Source organism: Lentzea sokolovensis, assembly GCF_033949975.1.
Classification (GTDB): Bacteria; Actinomycetota; Actinomycetes; order Mycobacteriales; family Pseudonocardiaceae; genus Lentzea; species Lentzea sokolovensis.
On record NZ_JAXAVU010000014.1, the window covers coordinates 685,647 to 704,690 of the forward strand.

Annotated in this window: 19 protein-coding genes; 8 read left to right on the top strand and 11 right to left on the bottom strand. The window is 68.3% G+C overall.

Annotation, left to right across the window (positions count from 1 at the left end; translation table 11 throughout):
• Nucleotides 1–67: 67 nt before the first annotated feature.
• The gene (locus SK854_RS37020) at nt 68–910 is read left to right on the top strand and encodes a helix-turn-helix domain-containing protein (RefSeq protein ID WP_319979802.1); all 843 of its coding nucleotides are present in this window, start codon (nt 68–70) and stop codon (nt 908–910) included.
• On the opposite strand, the gene SK854_RS37025 is transcribed toward SK854_RS37020, so the two are convergent.
• The 3 genes from SK854_RS37025 to SK854_RS37035 form a co-directional block, all read right to left on the bottom strand.
• On the bottom strand, nt 892–1,851 hold the full coding sequence (locus SK854_RS37025; protein ID WP_319979803.1) for a zinc metalloprotease: 960 nt from the start codon (nt 1,849–1,851) through the stop codon (nt 892–894). The genes SK854_RS37020 and SK854_RS37025 overlap by 19 nt on opposite strands.
• Before the next feature lie 68 nt (nt 1,852–1,919).
• Nucleotides 1,920–3,023, bottom strand: a complete 1,104-nt coding sequence (locus SK854_RS37030) for a winged helix DNA-binding domain-containing protein (RefSeq protein WP_319979804.1) — start codon at nt 3,021–3,023, stop codon at nt 1,920–1,922.
• A 15-nt stretch (nt 3,024–3,038) separates the two neighbouring features.
• Nucleotides 3,039–5,012 (bottom strand): MMPL family transporter, encoded by a 1,974-nt coding sequence (locus SK854_RS37035; RefSeq protein WP_319979805.1) that lies wholly within the window; start codon nt 5,010–5,012, stop codon nt 3,039–3,041.
• 56 nt (nt 5,013–5,068) lie between these two features.
• Here SK854_RS37035 and SK854_RS37040 point away from each other — a divergent pair, with 56 nt between their 5' ends.
• A complete protein-coding gene (locus tag SK854_RS37040; protein ID WP_319979806.1) occupies nt 5,069–5,512 on the top strand; it encodes a MarR family winged helix-turn-helix transcriptional regulator in 444 nt (147 codons plus the stop codon).
• Here the strand turns inward: SK854_RS37040 and SK854_RS37045 are convergent.
• Complete coding sequence (locus SK854_RS37045; protein ID WP_319979807.1) at nt 5,505–6,095, bottom strand: maleylpyruvate isomerase family mycothiol-dependent enzyme; 591 nt, start codon at nt 6,093–6,095, stop codon at nt 5,505–5,507. The genes SK854_RS37040 and SK854_RS37045 overlap by 8 nt on opposite strands.
• Nucleotides 6,096–6,155: 60 nt before the next feature.
• On the opposite strand from SK854_RS37045, the gene SK854_RS37050 reads away from it, so the two are divergent.
• The 4 genes from SK854_RS37050 to SK854_RS37065 all read left to right on the top strand — a co-directional run bounded on the left by SK854_RS37050 (nt 6,156) and on the right by SK854_RS37065 (nt 9,599).
• The gene (locus SK854_RS37050; protein ID WP_319979808.1) at nt 6,156–6,692 is read left to right on the top strand and encodes an RBBP9/YdeN family alpha/beta hydrolase; all 537 of its coding nucleotides are present in this window, start codon (nt 6,156–6,158) and stop codon (nt 6,690–6,692) included.
• 10 nt (nt 6,693–6,702) lie between these two features.
• Nucleotides 6,703–7,632, top strand: coding sequence for an RNA polymerase subunit sigma-70 (locus SK854_RS37055; RefSeq protein WP_319979809.1), 930 nt, complete (start codon nt 6,703–6,705; stop codon nt 7,630–7,632).
• A 558-nt stretch (nt 7,633–8,190) separates the two neighbouring features.
• Nucleotides 8,191–8,757, top strand: coding sequence for a GNAT family N-acetyltransferase (locus SK854_RS37060; RefSeq protein ID WP_319979810.1), 567 nt, complete (start codon nt 8,191–8,193; stop codon nt 8,755–8,757).
• A complete protein-coding gene (locus SK854_RS37065) occupies nt 8,757–9,599 on the top strand; it encodes an alpha/beta fold hydrolase (RefSeq protein ID WP_319979811.1) in 843 nt (280 codons plus the stop codon). The genes SK854_RS37060 and SK854_RS37065 overlap by 1 nt, the downstream gene beginning before the upstream one ends.
• Here the strand turns inward: SK854_RS37065 and SK854_RS37070 are convergent.
• The 4 genes from SK854_RS37070 to SK854_RS37085 all read right to left on the bottom strand — a co-directional run bounded on the left by SK854_RS37070 (nt 9,549) and on the right by SK854_RS37085 (nt 13,517).
• Nucleotides 9,549–10,094, bottom strand: a complete 546-nt coding sequence (locus SK854_RS37070) for a hypothetical protein (protein WP_319979812.1) — start codon at nt 10,092–10,094, stop codon at nt 9,549–9,551. The genes SK854_RS37065 and SK854_RS37070 overlap by 51 nt on opposite strands.
• Before the next feature lie 125 nt (nt 10,095–10,219).
• Entirely contained in the window at nt 10,220–11,554 is a 1,335-nt protein-coding gene (locus SK854_RS37075) for a ferredoxin reductase family protein (RefSeq protein WP_319979813.1), read from the bottom strand.
• A gap of 56 nt (nt 11,555–11,610) precedes the next feature.
• Nucleotides 11,611–12,258: a response regulator transcription factor gene (locus SK854_RS37080; RefSeq protein ID WP_319979814.1), complete on the bottom strand. Its 648-nt coding sequence runs from the start codon at nt 12,256–12,258 to the stop codon at nt 11,611–11,613.
• Entirely contained in the window at nt 12,255–13,517 is a 1,263-nt protein-coding gene (locus tag SK854_RS37085) for a sensor histidine kinase (protein WP_319979815.1), read from the bottom strand. Before SK854_RS37085 ends, SK854_RS37080 begins: the two co-directional genes overlap by 4 nt.
• A 227-nt stretch (nt 13,518–13,744) precedes the next feature.
• Between SK854_RS37085 and SK854_RS37090 the strand changes: the two genes are divergently transcribed.
• Nucleotides 13,745–14,905 (top strand): ABC transporter substrate-binding protein, encoded by a 1,161-nt coding sequence (locus SK854_RS37090; RefSeq protein WP_319979816.1) that lies wholly within the window; start codon nt 13,745–13,747, stop codon nt 14,903–14,905.
• A 14-nt stretch (nt 14,906–14,919) separates the two neighbouring features.
• Nucleotides 14,920–15,672: an MBL fold metallo-hydrolase gene (locus tag SK854_RS37095; RefSeq protein WP_319979817.1), complete on the top strand. Its 753-nt coding sequence runs from the start codon at nt 14,920–14,922 to the stop codon at nt 15,670–15,672.
• Here SK854_RS37095 and SK854_RS37100 read toward each other — a convergent pair.
• The 3 genes from SK854_RS37100 to SK854_RS37110 form a co-directional block, all read right to left on the bottom strand.
• The gene (locus tag SK854_RS37100) at nt 15,659–16,081 is read right to left on the bottom strand and encodes a VOC family protein (RefSeq protein ID WP_319979818.1); all 423 of its coding nucleotides are present in this window, start codon (nt 16,079–16,081) and stop codon (nt 15,659–15,661) included. The genes SK854_RS37095 and SK854_RS37100 overlap by 14 nt on opposite strands.
• Nucleotides 16,082–16,091: 10 nt before the next feature.
• Complete coding sequence (locus SK854_RS37105; protein WP_319979819.1) at nt 16,092–16,526, bottom strand: helix-turn-helix transcriptional regulator; 435 nt, start codon at nt 16,524–16,526, stop codon at nt 16,092–16,094.
• 66 nt (nt 16,527–16,592) lie between these two features.
• Nucleotides 16,593–18,881, bottom strand: coding sequence for a glycosyl hydrolase family 18 protein (locus SK854_RS37110; protein ID WP_319979820.1), 2,289 nt, complete (start codon nt 18,879–18,881; stop codon nt 16,593–16,595).
• Nucleotides 18,882–19,044: the final 163 nt, after the last annotated feature.

Below are 19,044 nucleotides of genomic sequence, written 5' to 3' on the forward strand. Positions count from 1 at the left end.
CAGGGACGACCCAGCCTATGCACACCAGTACCAGGCACACGTCCCCGGAAACACGGACACTGGAGGCATGAGCGACCTGGGCGACTTCCTCCGCACCCGCCGTGCCGCGGCCGACCCGCGGCGCGCGGGTTTCCCCGACGACGGCAGGACCCGCCGCGTCCCGGGGCTGCGCCGCGAGGAACTGGCCCAGCTCGCCCACGTGAGCGTCGACTACGTCGTCCGGCTGGAACAGGGCCGCACCAACCGGGTGTCCCGCACCGTCCTCGACGCACTGGCCGACGCGCTCCAGCTTGCCGCGGACGAACGCGACTACCTGTTCACGCTCGCCGATGTCGCCCCTGCCAGGCAGGACGCCGCTCCTGAGGTCGCCGGGCGGTTGCAGCAGCTGCTCGACGGCATGCCGGACATCCCGGCGATGGTCCTGCACCGCCGCATGGACGTTCTCGCCTGGAACAGCGCGGCTTCCGCGCTTCTGACGGATTTCGGCGCTCTGCCCGCGCCGGAACGCAACCTGATCCGGCTGACGTTCCTCGACCCGGCGTTCCGCGCTCTGTACGGCGACTGGGAACGTTCGGCGCAGGAATGTGTCGCGGTGCTTCGGATGGAGGCGGGCCGCACCCCGCACGATCGCGCGCTCGCGTCCCTGGTGGGCGAACTGAGCGTGAAGGACCTGGACTTCCGCACGTGGTGGGCGACGCATCAGGTGCGCGGGCCGCGTCAGCTCGTGAAGACCTACCACCACCCGGTGGCCGGCACGCTGACCCTCGACGTCCAGCAGTTCACTGTGGACACCCACCCGGACCAGCTGCTCGTCGCCTACACGGCGACGGACGACGCGTCACGGGAGGGCCTGCGCTTCCTTCTGCTGTCGGCGCAGGCTCTCCCGTCAGATCACTTGCCGGCGCGGTAGGCCGTCCAGGCGCTCTGCATGCGGGTGTTCTGACCAGGGGTGAACTGGTTGTAGCAGTCGTCGAAGGAGTAGTCCATGTAGTTGTGGATCGGGTCCAGGCCCGTCCGCGAGCAGGAGTCGCGGCCTTCCGGGCAGCCCGAGGTGGAGCTGGTCTGCGCCGGGGTGTCCGCGACCTCGTCGTTGGTCGCGGTGCAGCCGCCCTGGAAGGTGTGCCAGAGGCCCATCCAGTGGCCGACCTCGTGCGTCACGGTCTTGCCGAGGTTGAAGTTGACCTCGGAACCTCCGGGGACGGTGGCGTAGTCGACGACGACGCCGTCCATCTTCGGGTCGCCCTTGTACCAGCTCGGGAACGTCGCGAAGCCGAAGCCGTCGATGTCGGTGAACCAGATGTTGAGCGTCGCGGCCGTGCCGACGCGGGTCTGGGTCTTCATCTGACGCTCGGTGCCGGCTTTGTCCGCGCCACCGTTGAACCAGGTGTTGTTCGTGTAGCGCTTGGTCTGCTGCAGCACGAACTTGAAGCCCGTCTTCGCCGCCGCGCTCGACTCCACGCCCGCGAAGCCGTCGTTGAGGACCTTGAGCTGCTTGGTGAGGGTGGCGTCGGTGATCGCGCCCTTGCCCGCCGAGGTGGTCACGACGTGGAAGACCACGTTGATCGTGCCGCCCGCCAGCGCGCTGAACTCGCCGAGCGAGTTGTTCTTCGTGATCTTCGCGCGCAGGTCCGCGTTCATCTCGGCGGCCTGGGCGTCGGAGATCTCGTTGCGGTCGTGTCCGGTGCTACCGGGCTTGCCACGCGCAGCCGAGTGCTCGTCAGCGTGCGTGTCGACGCACTCGGTCGAGCCGACGGCGGTCGCGGCGGGGGTGCCGCCGAGCAGGGTGATCGCGCCGGCGGCGAGCAGACCGGCGGCGAACGCCGGCAGCACGCGCTTTCTCGTGAGAGACATTGAACTTTCCTCCATGCAGGGTGGAGGAATAGTGACTCACGCACGGTCCTTTGTGGATCTTGACGTATTCACACAGTACGAACGTCGTGGGCCGGAAGGCCGCTCCACCACCGCGCGTAACGTTTGTACACCTGCGGTTCGCGATCACCGAGGAGCTTGCGCAGTGCCGCGGCCTCTTCCGCCAGTCCGGCCCATTGTTCCTCGTCAAGGGCGTGGAACGCGGTCGCCTCAACGCCTCCGTCCTCGGTGGGACGCCACACTCCGGCCACGTGGCCGTCGACGAGAAGTGTCGGCAGCGTGTCACCGTTGTTGCGGATGACGAGCTTGCGATATTCATTCGGAATGATCCGGCTGCGGTCGGCGTAGGCGAGCAACGTGCTGTCCCACATGGCCATCAGCCGTGGCGGTGCCGGGGTGTCCTCGTCCGGGATTGTCCGATTCGGAATGTCGTAGTGATCGCCGTGCTTCGCCAGGTCCAGCAACGCCAGCGCTTCCCGGATCGTGGTGCGCGGCAGCATGCTGAACTGGTTCATGTCGAGGACGGTCGCGGGCCCGAACCCGGTGAGGTAGCGGCGCAACATCTCGGCGACGGCCGCCATCCGTTCGCGGGGCTCCGCCGCCACGGCCAGATAGGACGGCCGCAGCCCGAACGACCACGGCCCGCCCGTCGGCGCGTGCACGAGTCCGCCGTAGGTCCGCAGCGCCCACCAGACGCCGGGCTCACCGACGTCGCCGACGTGGGAGTGCAGCAGTTCCTCGATCTCCGCCTTCTGCCGGGGCGTCGCCGCGAACTCCAGCAGGTGCTCCAGCAGCGCGTCGGCCTGGTCGATCGTGACGTTCATGGCCTTGAACCGCTTGTCGTACAGCCGCGACGCCCTCAGGGCGGGCAGCATCGCGTGGTGGAACACCTCGTGGTCCGCGGCCGTGACCGCGTGCAGGGTGATCCGCATCAGCGATGCCTTGCGGACCACCCCGCTCGCGAACGCCTCGTCCAGATCGGCGGGGTCGAAGCCCTCGATCCGGTTCCACAGCGCGATGTACGGCGACGCGGGTTCCTGCGCCTGGATCGCCACGACCCGGTCCACGGCCGTCAGCAGGTCGACCGGTTCGCGCCGCAGCAGCATCTGCCGGTCGAGCGTGGCGCGGTTGAGCTGACGAGCCGTGAAGGTCATGCCGGGAATCCTGACTCACCGCAGCTTCGACGGCCACCAGATTCGCCCGCCGATGTCGACCGACAGCGCCGGCACGAGCAACGACCGCACCAGCAACGTGTCCAGCAGGACGCCGAACGCCACGATGAACGCGATCTGCGTCAGGAACAGGATCGGCAGCACGGCCAGCGCCGCGAACGTGGCCGCAAGCACCACACCCGCCGACGTGATCACACCGCCGGTCAGGCTGAGACCCCTGAGCGTGCCCTCGACCGTGCCGAGCTGCTGGGTCTCCTCCCGGACGCGGGTCATCAGGAAGATGTTGTAGTCGATGCCCAGCGCGACGAGGAACACGAACCCGAACAGCGGCACCACGGGGTCGGAACCCGGGAAGTCGAAGACGTGGTTGAACACCAGCGCCGACACGCCCATCGTGGCCGCGAACGACAGCACGACGGTCGCGATCAGCAGCAACGGCGCCAGCAACGACCGCAGCAGCACCGTCAGGATCAGGAAGATCACCAGCAGCACGATCGGGATGATGAGCGTCCGGTCGTGCTCGGACGTCGTCCTGGTGTCGAGCAACGTCGCCGTGGGCCCGCCGACCTTGGTGCCGTCGATCCCGTCCACGGCCGCGCGCAGGCGCCCGACCGTCGCCACCGCCGCGTCGGAGTCCGGCGCGTCCTTCAGCGTGGCCTCGATCCGCACGAGCCCGTCGGCCGTGCCGGACGGCTTCACGTCCGCGACACCGTCCACCTTGGCCTTCTGCACGACCTCGTCGGCTGAGCCTTCAGAAGCGATGATCACGGTCGGCGACCCGGTGCCGCCGGGGAAGTGCCGCGACAGCACCTCCTGGCCCGCCACGGACTCGACCGGCGTCAGGAACACGTCGGACTGCGCCGTACCGGACGCCTTGAGCTGCGGCAGGAACGCGGCGCCGGCGAGCAGCACGAGTGTGGTGACGATCCAGATCGCGCGGGGCTTGCGGCGCACGAGCGTCGCGACGCGGCCCCACAGTCCGCTCGTCTCGGGGTGCTTCGAGCCGAACTTCGGCGCGAACGGCCAGAAGGCGCCGCGGCCCAGCAGCGCGAGCGTCGCGGGCAGGAACGTCATCGTGGTGATCAGGGCTGCGGCGATGCCGATGGCGGCGACCGGGCCGAGGCCCTTGTTCGAGTCGAGGTCGCTGAACAGCAGGCACAGCAGGCCGAGGATGACCGTGCCGGCCGAGGCCGCGATCGGTTCGATCGTGCCGCGCCAGGCCGTCTTGATGGCGGTGATCTTGTCCTCGGTGTCGCGCAGCTCCTCGCGGTACCTCGACACCAGCAGCAACGCGTAGTCCGTCGCGGCGCCGACCACCAGGATCGACAGGATGCCCTGGCTCTGGCCGTTCAGCGCGAGGACGTCGTTCTTCGCGAGCAGGTAGACCACGAAGCTGGCCAGGCCGAGCGCGAACACCGCCGACACCAGCACGACGAGAGGCAGCAGCGGACTCCGGTAGACCACGAGCAGGATCAGCGCGACCACGCCACCTGCCACGAGCAGCAGCAGCCCGTCGATCCCGCCGAACGCCTCGACGAGGTCCGCGACCTGCGCGGCCGGGCCCGTGACCAGCACCGTCAGCCCTTGCGGAGCGCCGCGCGTGCCGTCGCGGAGTTCGAAGACCGCGTCCTTGACGTCCTTCGCCGGGTCGAGCAGCACGATGGCCTGCGCGGCCTCACCGTCCTGCGCGGGGATCACCGGGGACGCTTTGAAGCCCGCGACCTCGTCGGAGAGGTACTTCCGGTCCTCCGGGGTCAGTCCGCCAGAGCGTTCCACCACGACGATCGCGGGGATCACGTTCTCCTGCTGGAACTTCTTCTGCAGCTCGGCGACCTGGGTGGACTCGGCGGAGTTGGGCAGGAACGCGCTGTTGTCGTTCTCCGCCACCTCCGACAGCTTGCCCGCGTACGGCCCGGTGAAGCCGCCCAGGGCCAGCCAGACGACGAGCAGTACCCCGGCTAGGACTCGCATCAGCCTTTTCCTTCGATCGTCGAACGTTTCGATGGCCGAAACAGTAAGCTGTGACCGTGAGCGATGCAAGTGACTACGACCTGAGCATGATGCTGCGCGCTTTGGTGATGGAGTCGAACCGATTCCTGGAGATCTTCAGCGCCGCGCACGCCCTGCATCCCACCGACATGACGGCGCTGCACCTCATCATGACGGCTCCGATGACACCCGGCACGCTGGCCAAGGCCCTGAATCTGAGCGCGTCCGCCACGACGTCCGTGCTGGACCGGCTGGAGAAGGCCGGTCACGTGACGCGTGAGCGCGACCTCGAGGACCGTCGCCGGGTCGAACTCCACGTGCTCGACCAGGCGACGGCGCTGGCGGCGACGTTCTTCCAGCCGCTGGCGCGCGAGTACGCCGCGGTGTGGGACGAGATGAGCGACGCGGACCGTCAGGTCGTGTTTCGGTTCCTCGCGGCGACGACCGAGGCGACGGCCCGCGTGCGCAAGGCGGTCAGCTGAGCCTTCCCTGCGGCAGCGTGCGCCCGCAGACCAGCAGCAACAGGTCCTGGGCCAGTCCCCTGACCGGCTTCCCCTCGCCGAACGTCCAGTCCATGTCGGTGGCCTCCAGGCGTTTGCCGTCGAGGTCCGCGCCGAAGTACTTGACGTTGCTCGGTTTCATGCCGTCGAGCACGAACTTCAGCCGTTCGTGCGGGACTTCGCGGTCGATGCCCAGCGCGGTCGTGATGTCGAGGCCGTGGATGACGTCGTGCGAGAGCGCGCCCGCGGGGCCGCTGCCGGGTGGCGTCCACGGGTGGTCGATGTTGCTCTTCAAGGCGTCGAGCAGGTCGCTTGTCGGTAGTTGGGCGTCCTTGCGGGCCATGCGGTCGGAGGCGTGGTTGAAGCGGCCGGCCGACTTCAGCATCTCCCAGAGCACTCGTTTACCTGACGAGCGGAACGGCAGTGTCGTGTGCGCGACGACGTGCTTCACCGTCCAGCCCTCGCACAGGCTGGGCGCGTTCCACTGTTCCTCGGTGAGGCCGCTCAGGAGTTCGGCCTGATCACGTCGTTCCGCCGCCACCGCGGCGCGGATTTCTGCTGTCATGGTCTTACTTACGTTCCGACCGACGAGAACTCATCGGTCGTCCGGCCAGGGGATCACGACATGAACCGCAAGGCTCTCATCTTCCACGGCACCGGTGCCCATCCAGACGTCGTGTGGCTCCCGTGGCTCCGCGAACAACTGACCAAGCGCGGGTACACCGTGGAGGCGCCGCACTACCCCGCCCTCAACGTCGAGCCGATCGCCACGTTCCTGCCGAAGGTGCTGGCCGCCCACACCTTCGACGAGGACACGGTCCTGATCGGCCACTCCGGCGGAGCCGCTCTGCTGCTCGCCGTCCTCCAGCACATCGACACCCCGGTCAGCCAGGCAGTCCTCGTCGCCGGCTACTGCACGAAGCCCAACACCGACGACGAGCCTGTCCTTCAGGACGACTACGACTGGGCCGCGATCAGCGCACACGTCCGCGACCTCTACTTCATCAACTCCCGCAACGACCCCTACGGCTGCGACGACCGGCAGGGTCGCGCGATGTTCGAACGGGCTGGCGGCACCCAGATCGTCCGCGACGACGGCCACTTCGGCGACGAGAACCAGCCCTACCCCACGTTCGACCTGGTCGACCGCCTAATCGACTAGGGTCCTTCGCGTGATCGAGGCGCTGGAGCCGTTCCGGGTCGAGCTGACCGGCTACTGCTACCGCATGCTCGGCTCCGGCTTCGAGGCCGAGGACGCCGCGCAGGAAACCCTCCTGCGCGCATGGAAGGCGTACGAGAGCTACGACTCGTCACGCGCGTCGCTGCGGACCTGGCTCTACCGCATCGCCACGAACATCTGCATCGACATGCAGCGCAGCGCCCAACGCCGCGCCCTGGCCGTCGACCTGGGACCGTCCGGCGGGGACTTCGGCGCCCCGCTGTCCGAGCGGATCTTCGTGCAGCCCGTGCCGGACGCCCTGGTGCTGCCGGAAGACCAGGCGATCCGCCGCGAGACGGTCCGGCTGGCGTTCGTGGCCGCGTTGCAACACCTGCCACCCCGTCAGCGCGCCGTGCTGATCCTGCGCGACGTGCTGGCGTGGCAGGCCTCCGAGGTCGGCACGCTGCTGGACATCTCGGTGGCGGCGGCGAACAGCGCGTTGCAACGGGCGCGGGCGACGTTGCGGGTCGTGGACGTCGGCGACCCTTTCCTGCCCTCCGATCCTGTGCAGAAGTCGCTGCTGAGCCGGTACTGCGAGGCGTTCGAGCGGCACGACGTGAAGACCCTGGTGGCTTTGCTGCACGAGGACGCGACGATGTCGATGCCGCCGTTCAGCTGGTGGCTGCGGGGGCGTGGGCCGATCTCGGTGGCTTTGAGCGATCCCGGCGCCGCTTGTGCAGGCGCGTGGCTGGTGCCGGTGCGGGCCAACGGGTCGCCCGCGTACTGGCAGATGCGGCCGGGGATGGACCGGCCGTTCGGGCTGGTGTTCCTCGACGTGCGGGGTGGGCTGGTGACCGGGAGTACCACGTTCCTGAACGTGGAGGAGTTGCTGCCTCTGTTCGGCGCGCCTGAGATGAGTTCGCGGCCGTCCGGATCGTCGTAACGGTTCAAGATCTCAAGTTGTCCACAGGCTTGCGGTTCGCTGACCTGCGTCTTCGCTGTTCGCGGTAGCCTGTGGACAGACGGGGAACCGGAATCGCGATCTGTTCGTTCCGCAATAGGAGGAAGCGCGGGGGGCGAGGAGTCGGGTCGGGCCGCACGGTCGACTGAGACCTCACCATCGATCGGGTCGGGGCAGTGAGTCGGTCAGGTCGGGGCTGGCGAACCGGGTCAAGTCGAGGCTGGCGACTCGATCAGGTCGGGGCTGGCGAACCGGGTCAAGTCGAGGCTGGCGACTCGATCAGGTCGGGGCTGGCGAACCAGGTCAAGTTGAGGTCGGCGAACCGATCAGGTCGGGGCCGGCGAACCAGGTCAAATCGGGGCTGGCGACTCGATCCAGCCGGGGCTGGCGAACCAGGTCAAGTCGAGGCCGGCGAACCGGTCAGGTCGGCCCGACGAATCGGTCGAGTCGGCCCGACGAATCGGTCGAGTCGGCCCGACGAATCGGCCACGTCGGGACAGCGGCCGTCACGACCGGCCAGGTCGTTCTAGTCTGGCTGACATGATCCGGATCGTGCCGTCGGACGAGGTGCCGTGGGAGGACGTCGAGGCGATCTTCGACGGCTCCGAGCCCGGCAAGTGCCACTGCCAGCGGTACAAGGTGAAGGGCTGGATCTGGCGCGACTCGACGCACGACGAACGCGTCGCCGCGCACGAGGAGCAGTCCGCGCGCGGCAGCGGCCTGGTGGCCTATGTGGACGATCAGCCCGCCGGGTGGGTGGCGGTCGAGCCGCGGTGTGACTACGCGAAGCTGCTCGGCATGCCCATCCCGTGGAAGGGGCGCGCCGAGGACAAGGACGACGACGGCGTGTGGGCCGTGACGTGTTTTGTGGTGCGCAAGGGGTTCCGCAGGCAGGGGCTCACCTACGAGCTGGCGGCGGCGACCGTGGAGCATGCGCGCGAGCACGGGGCTCGGGCCGTCGAGGCTTATCCGATGATCGCCGCGCCTGGGCAGAACGTCACGTGGGGCGAGCTGCACGTCGGTGCGCGCCAGGTGTTCGAGGAGGCCGGGTTCGTGCAGGTGACGCACCCGACGAAGCGGCGGTTCGTGATGAGGGTGGACTTCTGATGTTCGAGGAGATCGTCGTCGGGACCGAGCGGGGCGACGTTCCGGCGCTGGCCGCGGGCGATGGGCCGGTTGTCGTGTGCTGGCACGGGTTTCCCGACCATCCGGCGTCGTTCGGGCCCCTCGCCGAACGACTGGTCGCCGCGGGGCGCAGGGTGGTCGCGCCGTTCCTGCGCGGGCATCATCCGTCGACGGTGGGCGAGTTGCCGTTCGGTGACGGGCTGACGCTGGCCGTGGACGCCGCCGCGGTGAACTCGGCGCTGGGCGGGGCCGTCGACGTGATCGGGCACGACATCGGGGCCGGGGTGGCCGGGCGGCTCGCGGCCATCAGGCCCGACCTGGTTCGGCGGGTGATCACCATGTCGGTGCCGCCACCCGCGACTCTGGGGCGGATCTTCGCCGAACCCGCGCAGCAGCAACGGTTCTTCTACCTGTTCGTGTTCCAGGTGGCCGGGGTCGGCGAAGCGCTGCTGAACGACAAGTTGATCGACTACCTGTGGCGCACCTGGTCACCGGCCCTGGAAGTGCCGGACTACGTCACGGCCATGTACGCGGACCCGGCGATCCGGGCCAACGCCCTGAAGCTGTACCGGGCCAACTTCGACCGGTCGTTGCACGACCCGGCGCTCACAGACCTCGCCAAGCTGTCCGAGAAGCCCGCGGAGGTCCCGATGCTGGTGCTCGCGGGCGCGGACGACGGGTGCATCACGCCGGACAACTACGCCGGCGCCGCCACGGGTCTCGCGCCCGGTTCGCGGGTCGAGATCGTGGCGGGCGGCGGGCACTTCCTGCAGCTAGACAGCACCGACGAGGTCGCGGCGCTGGCCCTTGACTGGCTGAGCTGACTTGCGGATCCGGCCCCACGGCTTGAACACCGACAGGACGTAGGCGAACAGCAGCAGCGTCGGCGCGACCACGACCGGGTGCAGGATGCCGCTCGGGATCACCGCGGCCGGGTCGCCCGCCAGCATCCGTTCGCCGATCCGCGCGGCCTCCGCCACGCCGGGGCGCAGCGCGAACGCGATGAGCAGGGACATGCCGACGTTCAGCACGAGCTTGATCGCGACCCACCAGTACCTGACGAGGCCGTACTTGCTGCCGACGCCGAGCACCACGCCGGAGATCATGCAGACGACGCTGGCGCCGAACATCGGCCAGATCGCGAAGAGGTCGACCGCCTGGATCGCGACGCCCGCGGCGCCGATGTCCTCAGTGGACAGTGCGATCACGACCAGGATCCCCAGTGCGAGGTCGATGCCGAGCCACGCCGCCGCCGACAGGACGTGCACGAGCAGCACGGCCTTGCGGGCGCGGCCGCTGAGCTTGCGGTTGGTAGCCATTGCTCTCCCTCTCTCGTGGTGTCGAGATCCATGCTCGTCACCAGGAGGGGGCGCATCATCCGCTCACGTTCTGATCTCGCGTACGTCAGATTGCGTACGCCGGCGCTGAGCGGCAGAGCGGATCGTCAGGCCAGGCCGAACTTCTCGGCGTGGACTTGGGCATTCGGCACGTTCAGCGCCCGGAGTCCGCTCAGCACGGCCGCGGTCATCGCGGGCGGACCGCAGACGTACACGTCGCGAGCCACCACGTCGGGTACCAGCTGCTGCAGAGCACCCGGTTCGAACGGCCGGGCGCCCTGGCCGGTCCGGCCGGTGAGCAGGTGCAGCCGGCCGCGGCGGGCCGCGACGAGTTGGCGCAACTCGCCCAGCAGCACGGCTTCGCGCTCGTCGCGCACCCGGTAGAGCACGACGAAGTCGCCGGGGACGTGCTCCTGCAGCAGGGCCCGGATGGGGGTGACGCCCACGCCGCCCGCGATCAGCAGCACGCCCGGCCGGGTTCGGTGCAGCGAGGTGAACGCCCCGTACGGACCTTCGACGAACACGCGCGTCCCGACCCGAAGGGTGCGCAGGCCCGCGCTCCCCTTGCCGACGGCCTTGGCGGTCAGCCGCAGCGTGCGGCCGTCGGGCTCGGCCGACAGCGAGAACGGGTTCGCCAGCCACCAGTGGCGGTGTCCGGGGAACCGCCAGATGCAGAACTGTCCGGACTTGGCGGCCAGCCGGTCGAGGCCTTGTCCGGTCACGTACACCGACACCGCGTCGGGCGACTCCGGCACCACGGCGGCGACCCGGAACTGGTGGCGGGAGTTGAGGATCAGCGGCGTCACGATCCGACCGGCGACCAGAGAACCGAAGGCGAACAGCCACAGCGCCCACCAGTAGACCATCGCGAAGACCGACGACTTGAACGTCGTGGTCTCCAGCAACTGGTGCACGAACGCGAGACCCAGCGCCACGTACAGCAGCAGGTGCAGGCCGTGCCAGGTCTCGTACTGCAGCCGCCGCCGGATCGCCCGCGTCGAGACGACGCCGATCACCAGGACGGTGGTCGCCGCGAGCATCCCCAGCAACGAAGCGGGAACACCCGCCAGCGCGAGGAACGTCTTCCCCATCGACACGTTGTCCAGCGTCGCGTACCCGAGAACGACGATCGTGGCGTGCGTGAGCACCGTCCACAGCAGCGTGAAGCCGGTCCACCGGTGCCACACCGTCAGGCGGTCCATGCCGATGCGCCGGTCCAGCCACGGCAGCCGGGCGACCAGCAGCAACTGGAACATCATGATCAGCGCGGCGTGCAGGCCGAAGAACTTGGCGACGGTGAGAACCTCGTTCTTGCCCTTGCCGGCGGTCAGGAACAGGAACTCGACGATCGCCACGTTCACGACGACGAACGTCCACAGCGCCAACCGTGCTTGAAGGACCGGAGCCAAGCCACTGCGGCGGATGCGCGAGCTCGTCGTCACCTGAGGCCACCTCTCACGGCTTTGTGAAGCCGGGACAGTATGGGTTCCAGACAGCTCTAGCCGCCAGGCGTGACGATCCCTCTCTCGTAGGCGAACACGACAGCGTGCGTGCGGTCGCGCAGACCGAGCTTGGTCAGCACACGGGAGACATGCGTCTTCACGGTGGTCTCCCCCAGGAACAACGTCGCGGCGATCTCCGCGTTGGACGCACCCTTGGCCAGTTCCACCAGCACCTCGAACTCGCGGTCGGTGAGCTCCGGCGGCCGGGTGCGTTCCCTTGGGGCCGTGCTGAAGCGGGCGATCACCCGTCGTGTCACCTCGGGCGAGAGCAACGCGTCCCCGCGCGCGACGACCCGCACGGACTCCACGAGGTCTTCCGGCGAGGCGTTCTTCAGCAGGAACCCGCTCGCGCCCGCCTGCAGCGCCTCGAAGAGGTAGTCCTCGCGGTCGAACGTGGTCAGGATGACGACTCGTGTGCCGTGACCTGCGGAAAGGATGTGGCGGGTGGCTTCGAGGCCGTCCATGCGCGGCATCTGGACGTCCATCAGCACGACGTCGGGGCGCAGCGACGCGACGAGTTCCACGGCCTGGGCGCCGTCGCCCGCCTCGCCGACGACCTCGATGCCGGGCTCGGTGCCGAGGATGACCCGGAATCCGGCGCGGACCAGGTCCTGGTCGTCGGCCAGCACGACTCGCAAACTCACGCCTTCTCCTCCAACACGGTCGGCAGCGACGCACGGACCAGATAGCCCGCGTCACGCCGTGGTCCTACTTCCAGCGAACCGCCGTGCACGGCAAGACGTTCGCGCATACCGACGAGCCCGAATCCCGCGTTCGTGGACACGGCTCGGCCACGGCCGTCGTCGGCGATCTCCAGTTCCAGAGCGCTGTCCAGGAACCGCATCCGCACGTCGACGTGCTGCGCGTCCGCGTGCTTCACCACGTTCGTGAGTGCTTCCTGCACGACGCGATACGCCGACAACGCGACACCGGGTGGCACGTCGCGAGGTGAGCCGTACACGCCGTGCGAGACATCGAGGCCGGCCGCGCGGGCGCTGTCGAACAGTTCCGGCAGGTCGTCCAGGCCGGGCGCCGCCTTCAGGTCGGTCTCGGCGTCGGCCCGCAGCACGCCCAGCAGGCCGCGCAGTTCACTGATCGCGGTGCGGGCGGTCTGTTCGACGGTCTGCAGGGCGTCACGGGCCATGACGGGATCGGAGTCGAGGACGCGGCGCGCGGCACCGGCCTGGATGCCCATCACGGACACGTGGTGTGCCACGACGTCGTGCAGGTCGCGGGCGATGCGCATGCGTTCGGCCGCGATGGCGCCACGGGTGTTCTGCTCCTGCGAGCGGCGCAGTTCCTCCGCCTGGAACTCCAGCTGGGCCCGGCGCCGCGCTCCCGACCAGGCCATCTCCCCCACCACGTAGGCGAGCATGAAGAAGAAGATGTTGAACTCCAGTCCGTAGAGGACGGAGGCGAGCACCGGGTCCATCGGCCCGGCGGCGTCCTTGAAGTCGCCCTTGGGACCGAGCAGGGACCGCACGAGGTTGAACCCGAGCCACAGGAACATCGCGCCGATCACGCCGATGCGGGACCAGCGCGCGAGGCGGCGGTTCTGCTCCCACGCACCGACCGTGTAGATCGCCAGGAACAGGATCGCGGAGGGCACCAGGGTGTCACCGGCGCGGTTCACCTGCGCGGCGATGAACAGGGCCGACACCACGAGCATGACGGCCAGCGGGTAGCGGCGGCGCACGACCAGCGGCAACGACAGCGCGAGCACCCAGGCGAGCTGCGCGAGCAGACCGGGCGGATCCCGGAAGACGTAGGCGCCCATGCTGTTGACCAGCGTGGTGACCTCGACGGCGCACAGCAGCACGATCACGGCGATACCGATGTCGCGCCGCCGTTGCGCGGGCGTCGGGCCTGGCCGCCGCCACTCGTTCCACACGGGCTCTTCCACCCGATCACGGTACCCGGCACGCGTTTTGCATCGGAAATCGAAGCAGTTCACCCCACGGGGGTGTTCCGGGCCACAAAATTGGACGACCACCGGCCTCCTGTTCAATACTTCGGCCCCGCCGCTGATTCATTTCTCCCGCGACAAGGCCTGGAATGTCCATTCGTCAGCTGTTCTTGCCCACTGTCCTCCTACTGGCGGCGCTCACCGGCTGCGCAGGGAATGACCAGATGAATCAGCCGGTCAGGACCGGCCCCGGCGTCACCGACGAGGCAATCTCACTCGGTGTTCTGACTGACATGACCGGTCCCTTCAAAGGGACTTCAGTTCTCCGGATTCGCGGATATGAACTCTATCTGGAGCAGGTCAACAAACGCGGCGGCGTGTGCGGCCGGCGTATCGAACTGAAGCAGAAGGACCACGCCTACGACGTTCAGAAGGCACTGGACGGCTATTTCGAGCTCGAACCGCAGGTGCTGGGATTCATCGACGTCACCGGCCAGCCGATGACCGCGGCCATCGAGCCCGACCTGATGCAGACGCGGGCGCTCACCGTGCCCGGCTCGTGGGCGGCCTCCCTGCTGGGCAACCCGCACATGATGATCGTCGGCACCACCTACGACCTCGACATCATCAACGGCCTCGACCACTACAAGCGCAAGGGCGCGTTGAACACCGGCGACATGATCGGTCACCTGCACCTCAAAGGCAGCTTCGGCGACAACGCGCTGGAGGGCAGCCGGTTCGTGGCGGAGAACTGGGACATGAGGATTTCGGAGCAGGCGGTCACGGAGACGACCGCGAACCTGGCCACGCAGATCGCCGCCCTGAAGGCCGCCGACGCCAAGGTGCTCGTGCTCAGCCTCACCCCACCGCAGACAGCCGCGGCCGTGGGCATCGCCGCACAGCTCGGCTGGACGGTGCCGATCCTGTCGAGCGCCGTCAGCTACGACCCGGCGATCATGCAGTCTCCGGTGGCACCCGTCTTCACCCAGCAGGTCCTGCTCACGTCGCCGGTCGCGCCGTGGAATGCCGACGCGCAGGGCGTCCGCGAACTCCGCGACGGCTATCAGCAACGGTGGCCGGGCGAACCGGGCTCGCTGAACACCGTGCACGGCTACACGGTCGCGCTGGCGTACGTGGCCGTGCTGGAGAAGGCGTGCGAGAAGAAGGACCTCACTCGCGACGGCGTGCTCCGGGCGTTCCACGAGACCAACGCCATCGACACCTTGGGACTCACCGGTCAACTGCGGTTCTCGTTGGTGGGACGGCCTTCCGCGACGCAGTCGTACATGAGCCGGCCGGACGTGGCGACGCCCGGCACGCTCAAGGTCGAGCAGAACCTCTTCGAGTCGGAACTGGTGAAGCTCAAGGGAACGCGGGCCCGTTGATCTACGGTTGACCGATGGACCTCAGCCTGACCGTGCTCGGGTGCGCGACGCCGTACCCGCGCACGGACAACCCGTGTTCGGGCTATCTGGTGTCGCACGGCGACACTCGCGTGTGGATGGACGCCGGCACCGGCACGCTCGGCCCGTTGCAGCGCCACGCGCGGCTGGAGGACCTGGACGCGATCTGGATCTCGCACTTGCACGCCGATCACAGCGCGGACCTGCTCACCGCCTACTACGCCCTGCTGTTCGCGGACATCGATCGTGACCCGGTCCCGCTGTACGGGCCGCCCGGCATCGCCGACCGCCTCGCGGGGTTCCTCACCAACGGGCCGGTGCGCAGCCCGATCGAGGACGCGTTCGCGATCACCGAACTGCACGACGGCCACCAGACGACGGTCGGCTCGCTGCGGCTGACCACGGCGGCGGTCGAGCACGGCATCCCCGCCTTCGGCGTGCGGATCGAGGCGGAGGGCCGCTCGCTGACCTACTCCGGTGACACCGCGGCGTGCCCGAGGCTCGTCGAACTCGCCCGCGGCACCGACGTGCTGCTGTGCGAGGCCGAGAGCGCGGAGAAGACGCCGGACATGGCCCACCACACGCCAGAAGACGCAGGTGAGACGGCATCCCAGGCGGGCGCGGGACGGTTGGTCGTCACGCACGTGGGCCGCTTCCTGACCTCGCAGGAAGCGGTCGCCCGTGCCTCGGCCCGGTACACGGGGCAGGTCGACTACGCCGCGCCGGGCACCACGTTCAGAGTTGGTTGATGCGGACCAGGTTGCCGGCCGGGTCTCGGAACGAGCAGTCGCGCACGCCCCACGGCTGGTCTTCGGGCTCCTGCAGCACCTCGCCCGCACCTGACTTCTCAACCCATGCGCGCGCACGGTCGAAAGTGCCCTGCAGGTCCTTGGTGGCGAGCGAAAGCGCCGTGTAGACGCCCTTCGCCATGAGAACGGCGATGGTGCGGCGTTCCTCGTCGCTCACGCCGGGGTCGGCGGCGGGCGGGTGCAGCACGATGCCGGTCTGGGGCTGATCGGGTGGGCCCACGGTGATCCAGCGCATGGTGCCCTGGCCGACGTCCTTGCGGACCTCGAAGCCGAGCGCGTCGCGGAAGAAGCCGAGCGACTTCTCGGGGTCGTCTGCGGGCAGGAACGCAGCGGCGATGATGACTGACATGCCGGTCAACCTAATCGGACGGACCGGTCGCCGCTTCTCGATTCCTGATCGGCCTCATCACGGCCTTGGCCAGGCAGTTCGGGATGCCCTGCCCGTCCTCACCCGCGACCTTCCTGTACTGGCTCGGGGACATGCCGACCAGTTCGGAGAAGCGGGTGCTGAACGTGCCGAGCGAGGTGCAGCCGACCTCGAAGCAGACGTCGGTGACGGACATGTCGCCCCGGCGCAGCAACGCCATGGCCCGCTCGATGCGGCGGGTCATCAGGTAGCTGTAGGGCGACTCGCCGAACGCCGCGCGGAACGCGCGCGACAGATGCCCCGCGGACAGGTGCACGCCGCGAGCCAGCGCCGCGACGTCCAGCGGTTGCCGGTACTCGCGGTCGATCCGGTCGCGGACCTTGCGGAGCAGCAGGAGTTCCTGCAGGCGCGGGTCTTGGGCGGTCACGATGAACAGCCTAAGCCCCGCGCCTGACAGTTTCCTGACTTCGAGCCGGAGAGAACTCAGGGAGCGCTAGCAGGCGCCCTGGTCGCGCCAGACGCCCCACTCACCCGTGGTGCCGGGCTCCTCGCCCGTGGTCCACCACTGGGCACGCCACTTGCGGCCGTTGTGCGCCACCTCGTTGCCACCGGTGTAGACCTTGCCGCGCTCCCACGCGGGCAGCGAGCAGGCCGGCGGGTTCGTGGTGGTCGTCGTGGTGGTCGTAGTCGTGGTCGTCGTGGTGGTGGTCGTGGACGTGGTGGTGGAGGTCGGCGGGTTGCCGCCACCGATGCGCGGGTAGTCCGCGGTGATCGCGTACGACTGGCCGCCGAACGTGAACACGAAGTTCGACGGCGTCGAGATCGGCAGCTGGTAGCTGACGGTCACGTCGATCGACGCGCCCGGTGCCAGCGACTGCCACGACGGCAGCGTGAGCTCCGCCTTCTGGAAGTCGCCCTTCAGGCCGCCGACGTTGGACCCGCTGTGTCCCTTCGACACGATCTTCAGCCCGAAGCCGGACTGGTCGCCCATGCTGCCCGGCGCACTGGTGCCGTAGTCGAACGCGATCTTCGTGCCACCGGGGATGGTGACGGTGGAACGGTTCGTGAACTTGATCTTCGGCGTGATCGGGTAGTTGTTGTCGCCCAGCGCGAAGCCGTAGACGTCCACGTCGACCGCCAGAGACTGGGTCTGCTGCGTCGTGGCCTTCTGGGCACCGTAGGGCGCGGCGCCGTTCAGGCCGGTGTTGATGGTCGACAGCAGCGTGTCACCCATGAAGTACTCGTTCTTCGCGGAGTCGAACCTGTAGTCGCCGGCGAGCTCCCAGATCATGATGCCGCCGAGGCCCTTGTCCTTGACGTACTTGGCCTTCTCCGCGATCGACTGCTCGGTCTCGGTGGAGAGGAACACCTTCTTGTCGTTGTTCCACAGCCACGGCGACTTCAGCGTCGAGTCGTAGTACGGCGCGTACGTGCCGGTGAGGCGGTCGGCCGGGTCGTTGACCGGGTCCAGGCCGTACTGCGCGGAGTACGAACCGGTGATCTTGGCTTCCAGGTTCTTGGTGTGCCACAACGGGTTCACACCGGACGGAACCTCGGCGCCACCCGCGGTGACGTCGTGCCAGAGGTTGTCGATGCCGGCCGCGCCGTTGCCGCACGGCGTGGTCGAGCCGACCGACGAACCGGTGCCGGGCGGGCACTGCGACTGGTTCGGCAGCGGAGCCTTGCCCCACAACCCGTTCGTGCCACCGGTGACGCCCTGCCAGCCGCGCGAGTAGAACGGCACGCCGATGTTGATGCGTCCGGCCTGCATGGCGCCGCGGTAGTAGTGGTAGGACCAGTCGGTGTTCAGGTACCCCATGCCCTCGTACTGCGGTGCCGTGTACACGCCACCGGCCGAGAGCTCGCCGTCCTTGCCGTCGTCGTAGAGAGCGGCGTTCGGGCCGACGAACTGGTTCCACGAGCCGTGCAGGTCGTAGCTCATGACGTTGAGGTAGTCGAGGTACTTGACGACCTGGTACGCCTCCTGGCCGCGCAGCAGCCAGCCGGAGGCGGGCACGGCGGCGGTCAGCAGGTAGTGCTTGCCGTCGGCGGCACCGGCGCGGTCGAGCTTTTCGCGCAGCGTCTTCATGATCGCCTGGTAGCCGGCCCACAGCGTGCCGCGGTTGGCGTTGGAGATCCAGAAGTCGTCCGGGTTGCCGGCGTGGTTGTTCGACGTCGCGTACTCGTAGTCGATGTCAGCGCCGTTGAAGCCGTACTTGCGCAGGAACTCCACGGTGCTGTCGGCGAAGGTGTCGATCGCCGCCTGGTTCTGGCCGAGCTTGTAGAAGCCGCCCGACGCGTTGCGCGTGCCGTCGGCGTTGAAGAAGCCGCCGGTCTCCGCCCAGCCGCCGACCGAGATCAGCGTCTTGACGTTCGGGTTCTGCTTCTTGAACTTCGTGAGCTGGTTGAAGTGCCCCTTGTAGGGCAGCGACGGGTCCATCTCGGCGCCGGCGACGCCCGGCCACTCCATGCCGATGGACGAGTTGTTCGCGTCGTTCGCGCCGACCGAGATCTTGTTCTGGGCGTCGATGTGCGCGAACGCGTAGTTCAGGTGCGTGACCTTGTTCCAGGGGATGTCCTTGGCGAGGTACCCCGGCTGACCGTTCTTGCCGGTCCGCCAGCTGGTGAAGTACCCGATGACACGTCTGGACTTGTCCCCCAGGTTCTCGCGGCCGGCGGTGTCGTAGACCGTGCAGTACGGCGATTCGACACCCGGCGTCTTGTACAGCCCGTCCGGCCGGCAGTCCTCGTGGGCTGCGGCTGCGGTGGGCGCGTTGGTCACGGCTATCACGGTCCCGGCTAGCAGAGCTAGCACCGGGACCACTCTGGCGAGCAGTCGCAAGGGAAAGGACCTCCTGGCTAGGGCGGCGGCCACTGCCCGGAACGGTAAAATGGTCCAGACCTTTGCGTCAATAGTCGATCACTGACAAAAGGTGTCAGTGAAT

Coding starts and splice junctions, on each gene's coding strand:
- SK854_RS37100 (WP_319979818.1), bottom strand. CDS start 16,081: ATGTCAGTCATCATCGCCGCTGCGTTCCTGCCCGCAGACGACCCCGAG.
- SK854_RS37050 (WP_319979808.1), top strand. CDS start 6,156: ATGAACCGCAAGGCTCTCATCTTCCACGGCACCGGTGCCCATCCAGAC.
- SK854_RS37065 (WP_319979811.1), top strand. CDS start 8,757: ATGTTCGAGGAGATCGTCGTCGGGACCGAGCGGGGCGACGTTCCGGCG.
- SK854_RS37060 (WP_319979810.1), top strand. CDS start 8,191: ATGATCCGGATCGTGCCGTCGGACGAGGTGCCGTGGGAGGACGTCGAG.
- SK854_RS37020 (WP_319979802.1), top strand. CDS start 68: ATGAGCGACCTGGGCGACTTCCTCCGCACCCGCCGTGCCGCGGCCGAC.
- SK854_RS37035 (WP_319979805.1), bottom strand. CDS start 5,012: ATGCGAGTCCTAGCCGGGGTACTGCTCGTCGTCTGGCTGGCCCTGGGC.
- SK854_RS37090 (WP_319979816.1), top strand. CDS start 13,745: ATGAATCAGCCGGTCAGGACCGGCCCCGGCGTCACCGACGAGGCAATC.
- SK854_RS37025 (WP_319979803.1), bottom strand. CDS start 1,851: ATGTCTCTCACGAGAAAGCGCGTGCTGCCGGCGTTCGCCGCCGGTCTG.
- SK854_RS37045 (WP_319979807.1), bottom strand. CDS start 6,095: ATGACAGCAGAAATCCGCGCCGCGGTGGCGGCGGAACGACGTGATCAG.
- SK854_RS37030 (WP_319979804.1), bottom strand. CDS start 3,023: ATGACCTTCACGGCTCGTCAGCTCAACCGCGCCACGCTCGACCGGCAG.
- SK854_RS37095 (WP_319979817.1), top strand. CDS start 14,920: ATGGACCTCAGCCTGACCGTGCTCGGGTGCGCGACGCCGTACCCGCGC.
- SK854_RS37070 (WP_319979812.1), bottom strand. CDS start 10,094: ATGGCTACCAACCGCAAGCTCAGCGGCCGCGCCCGCAAGGCCGTGCTG.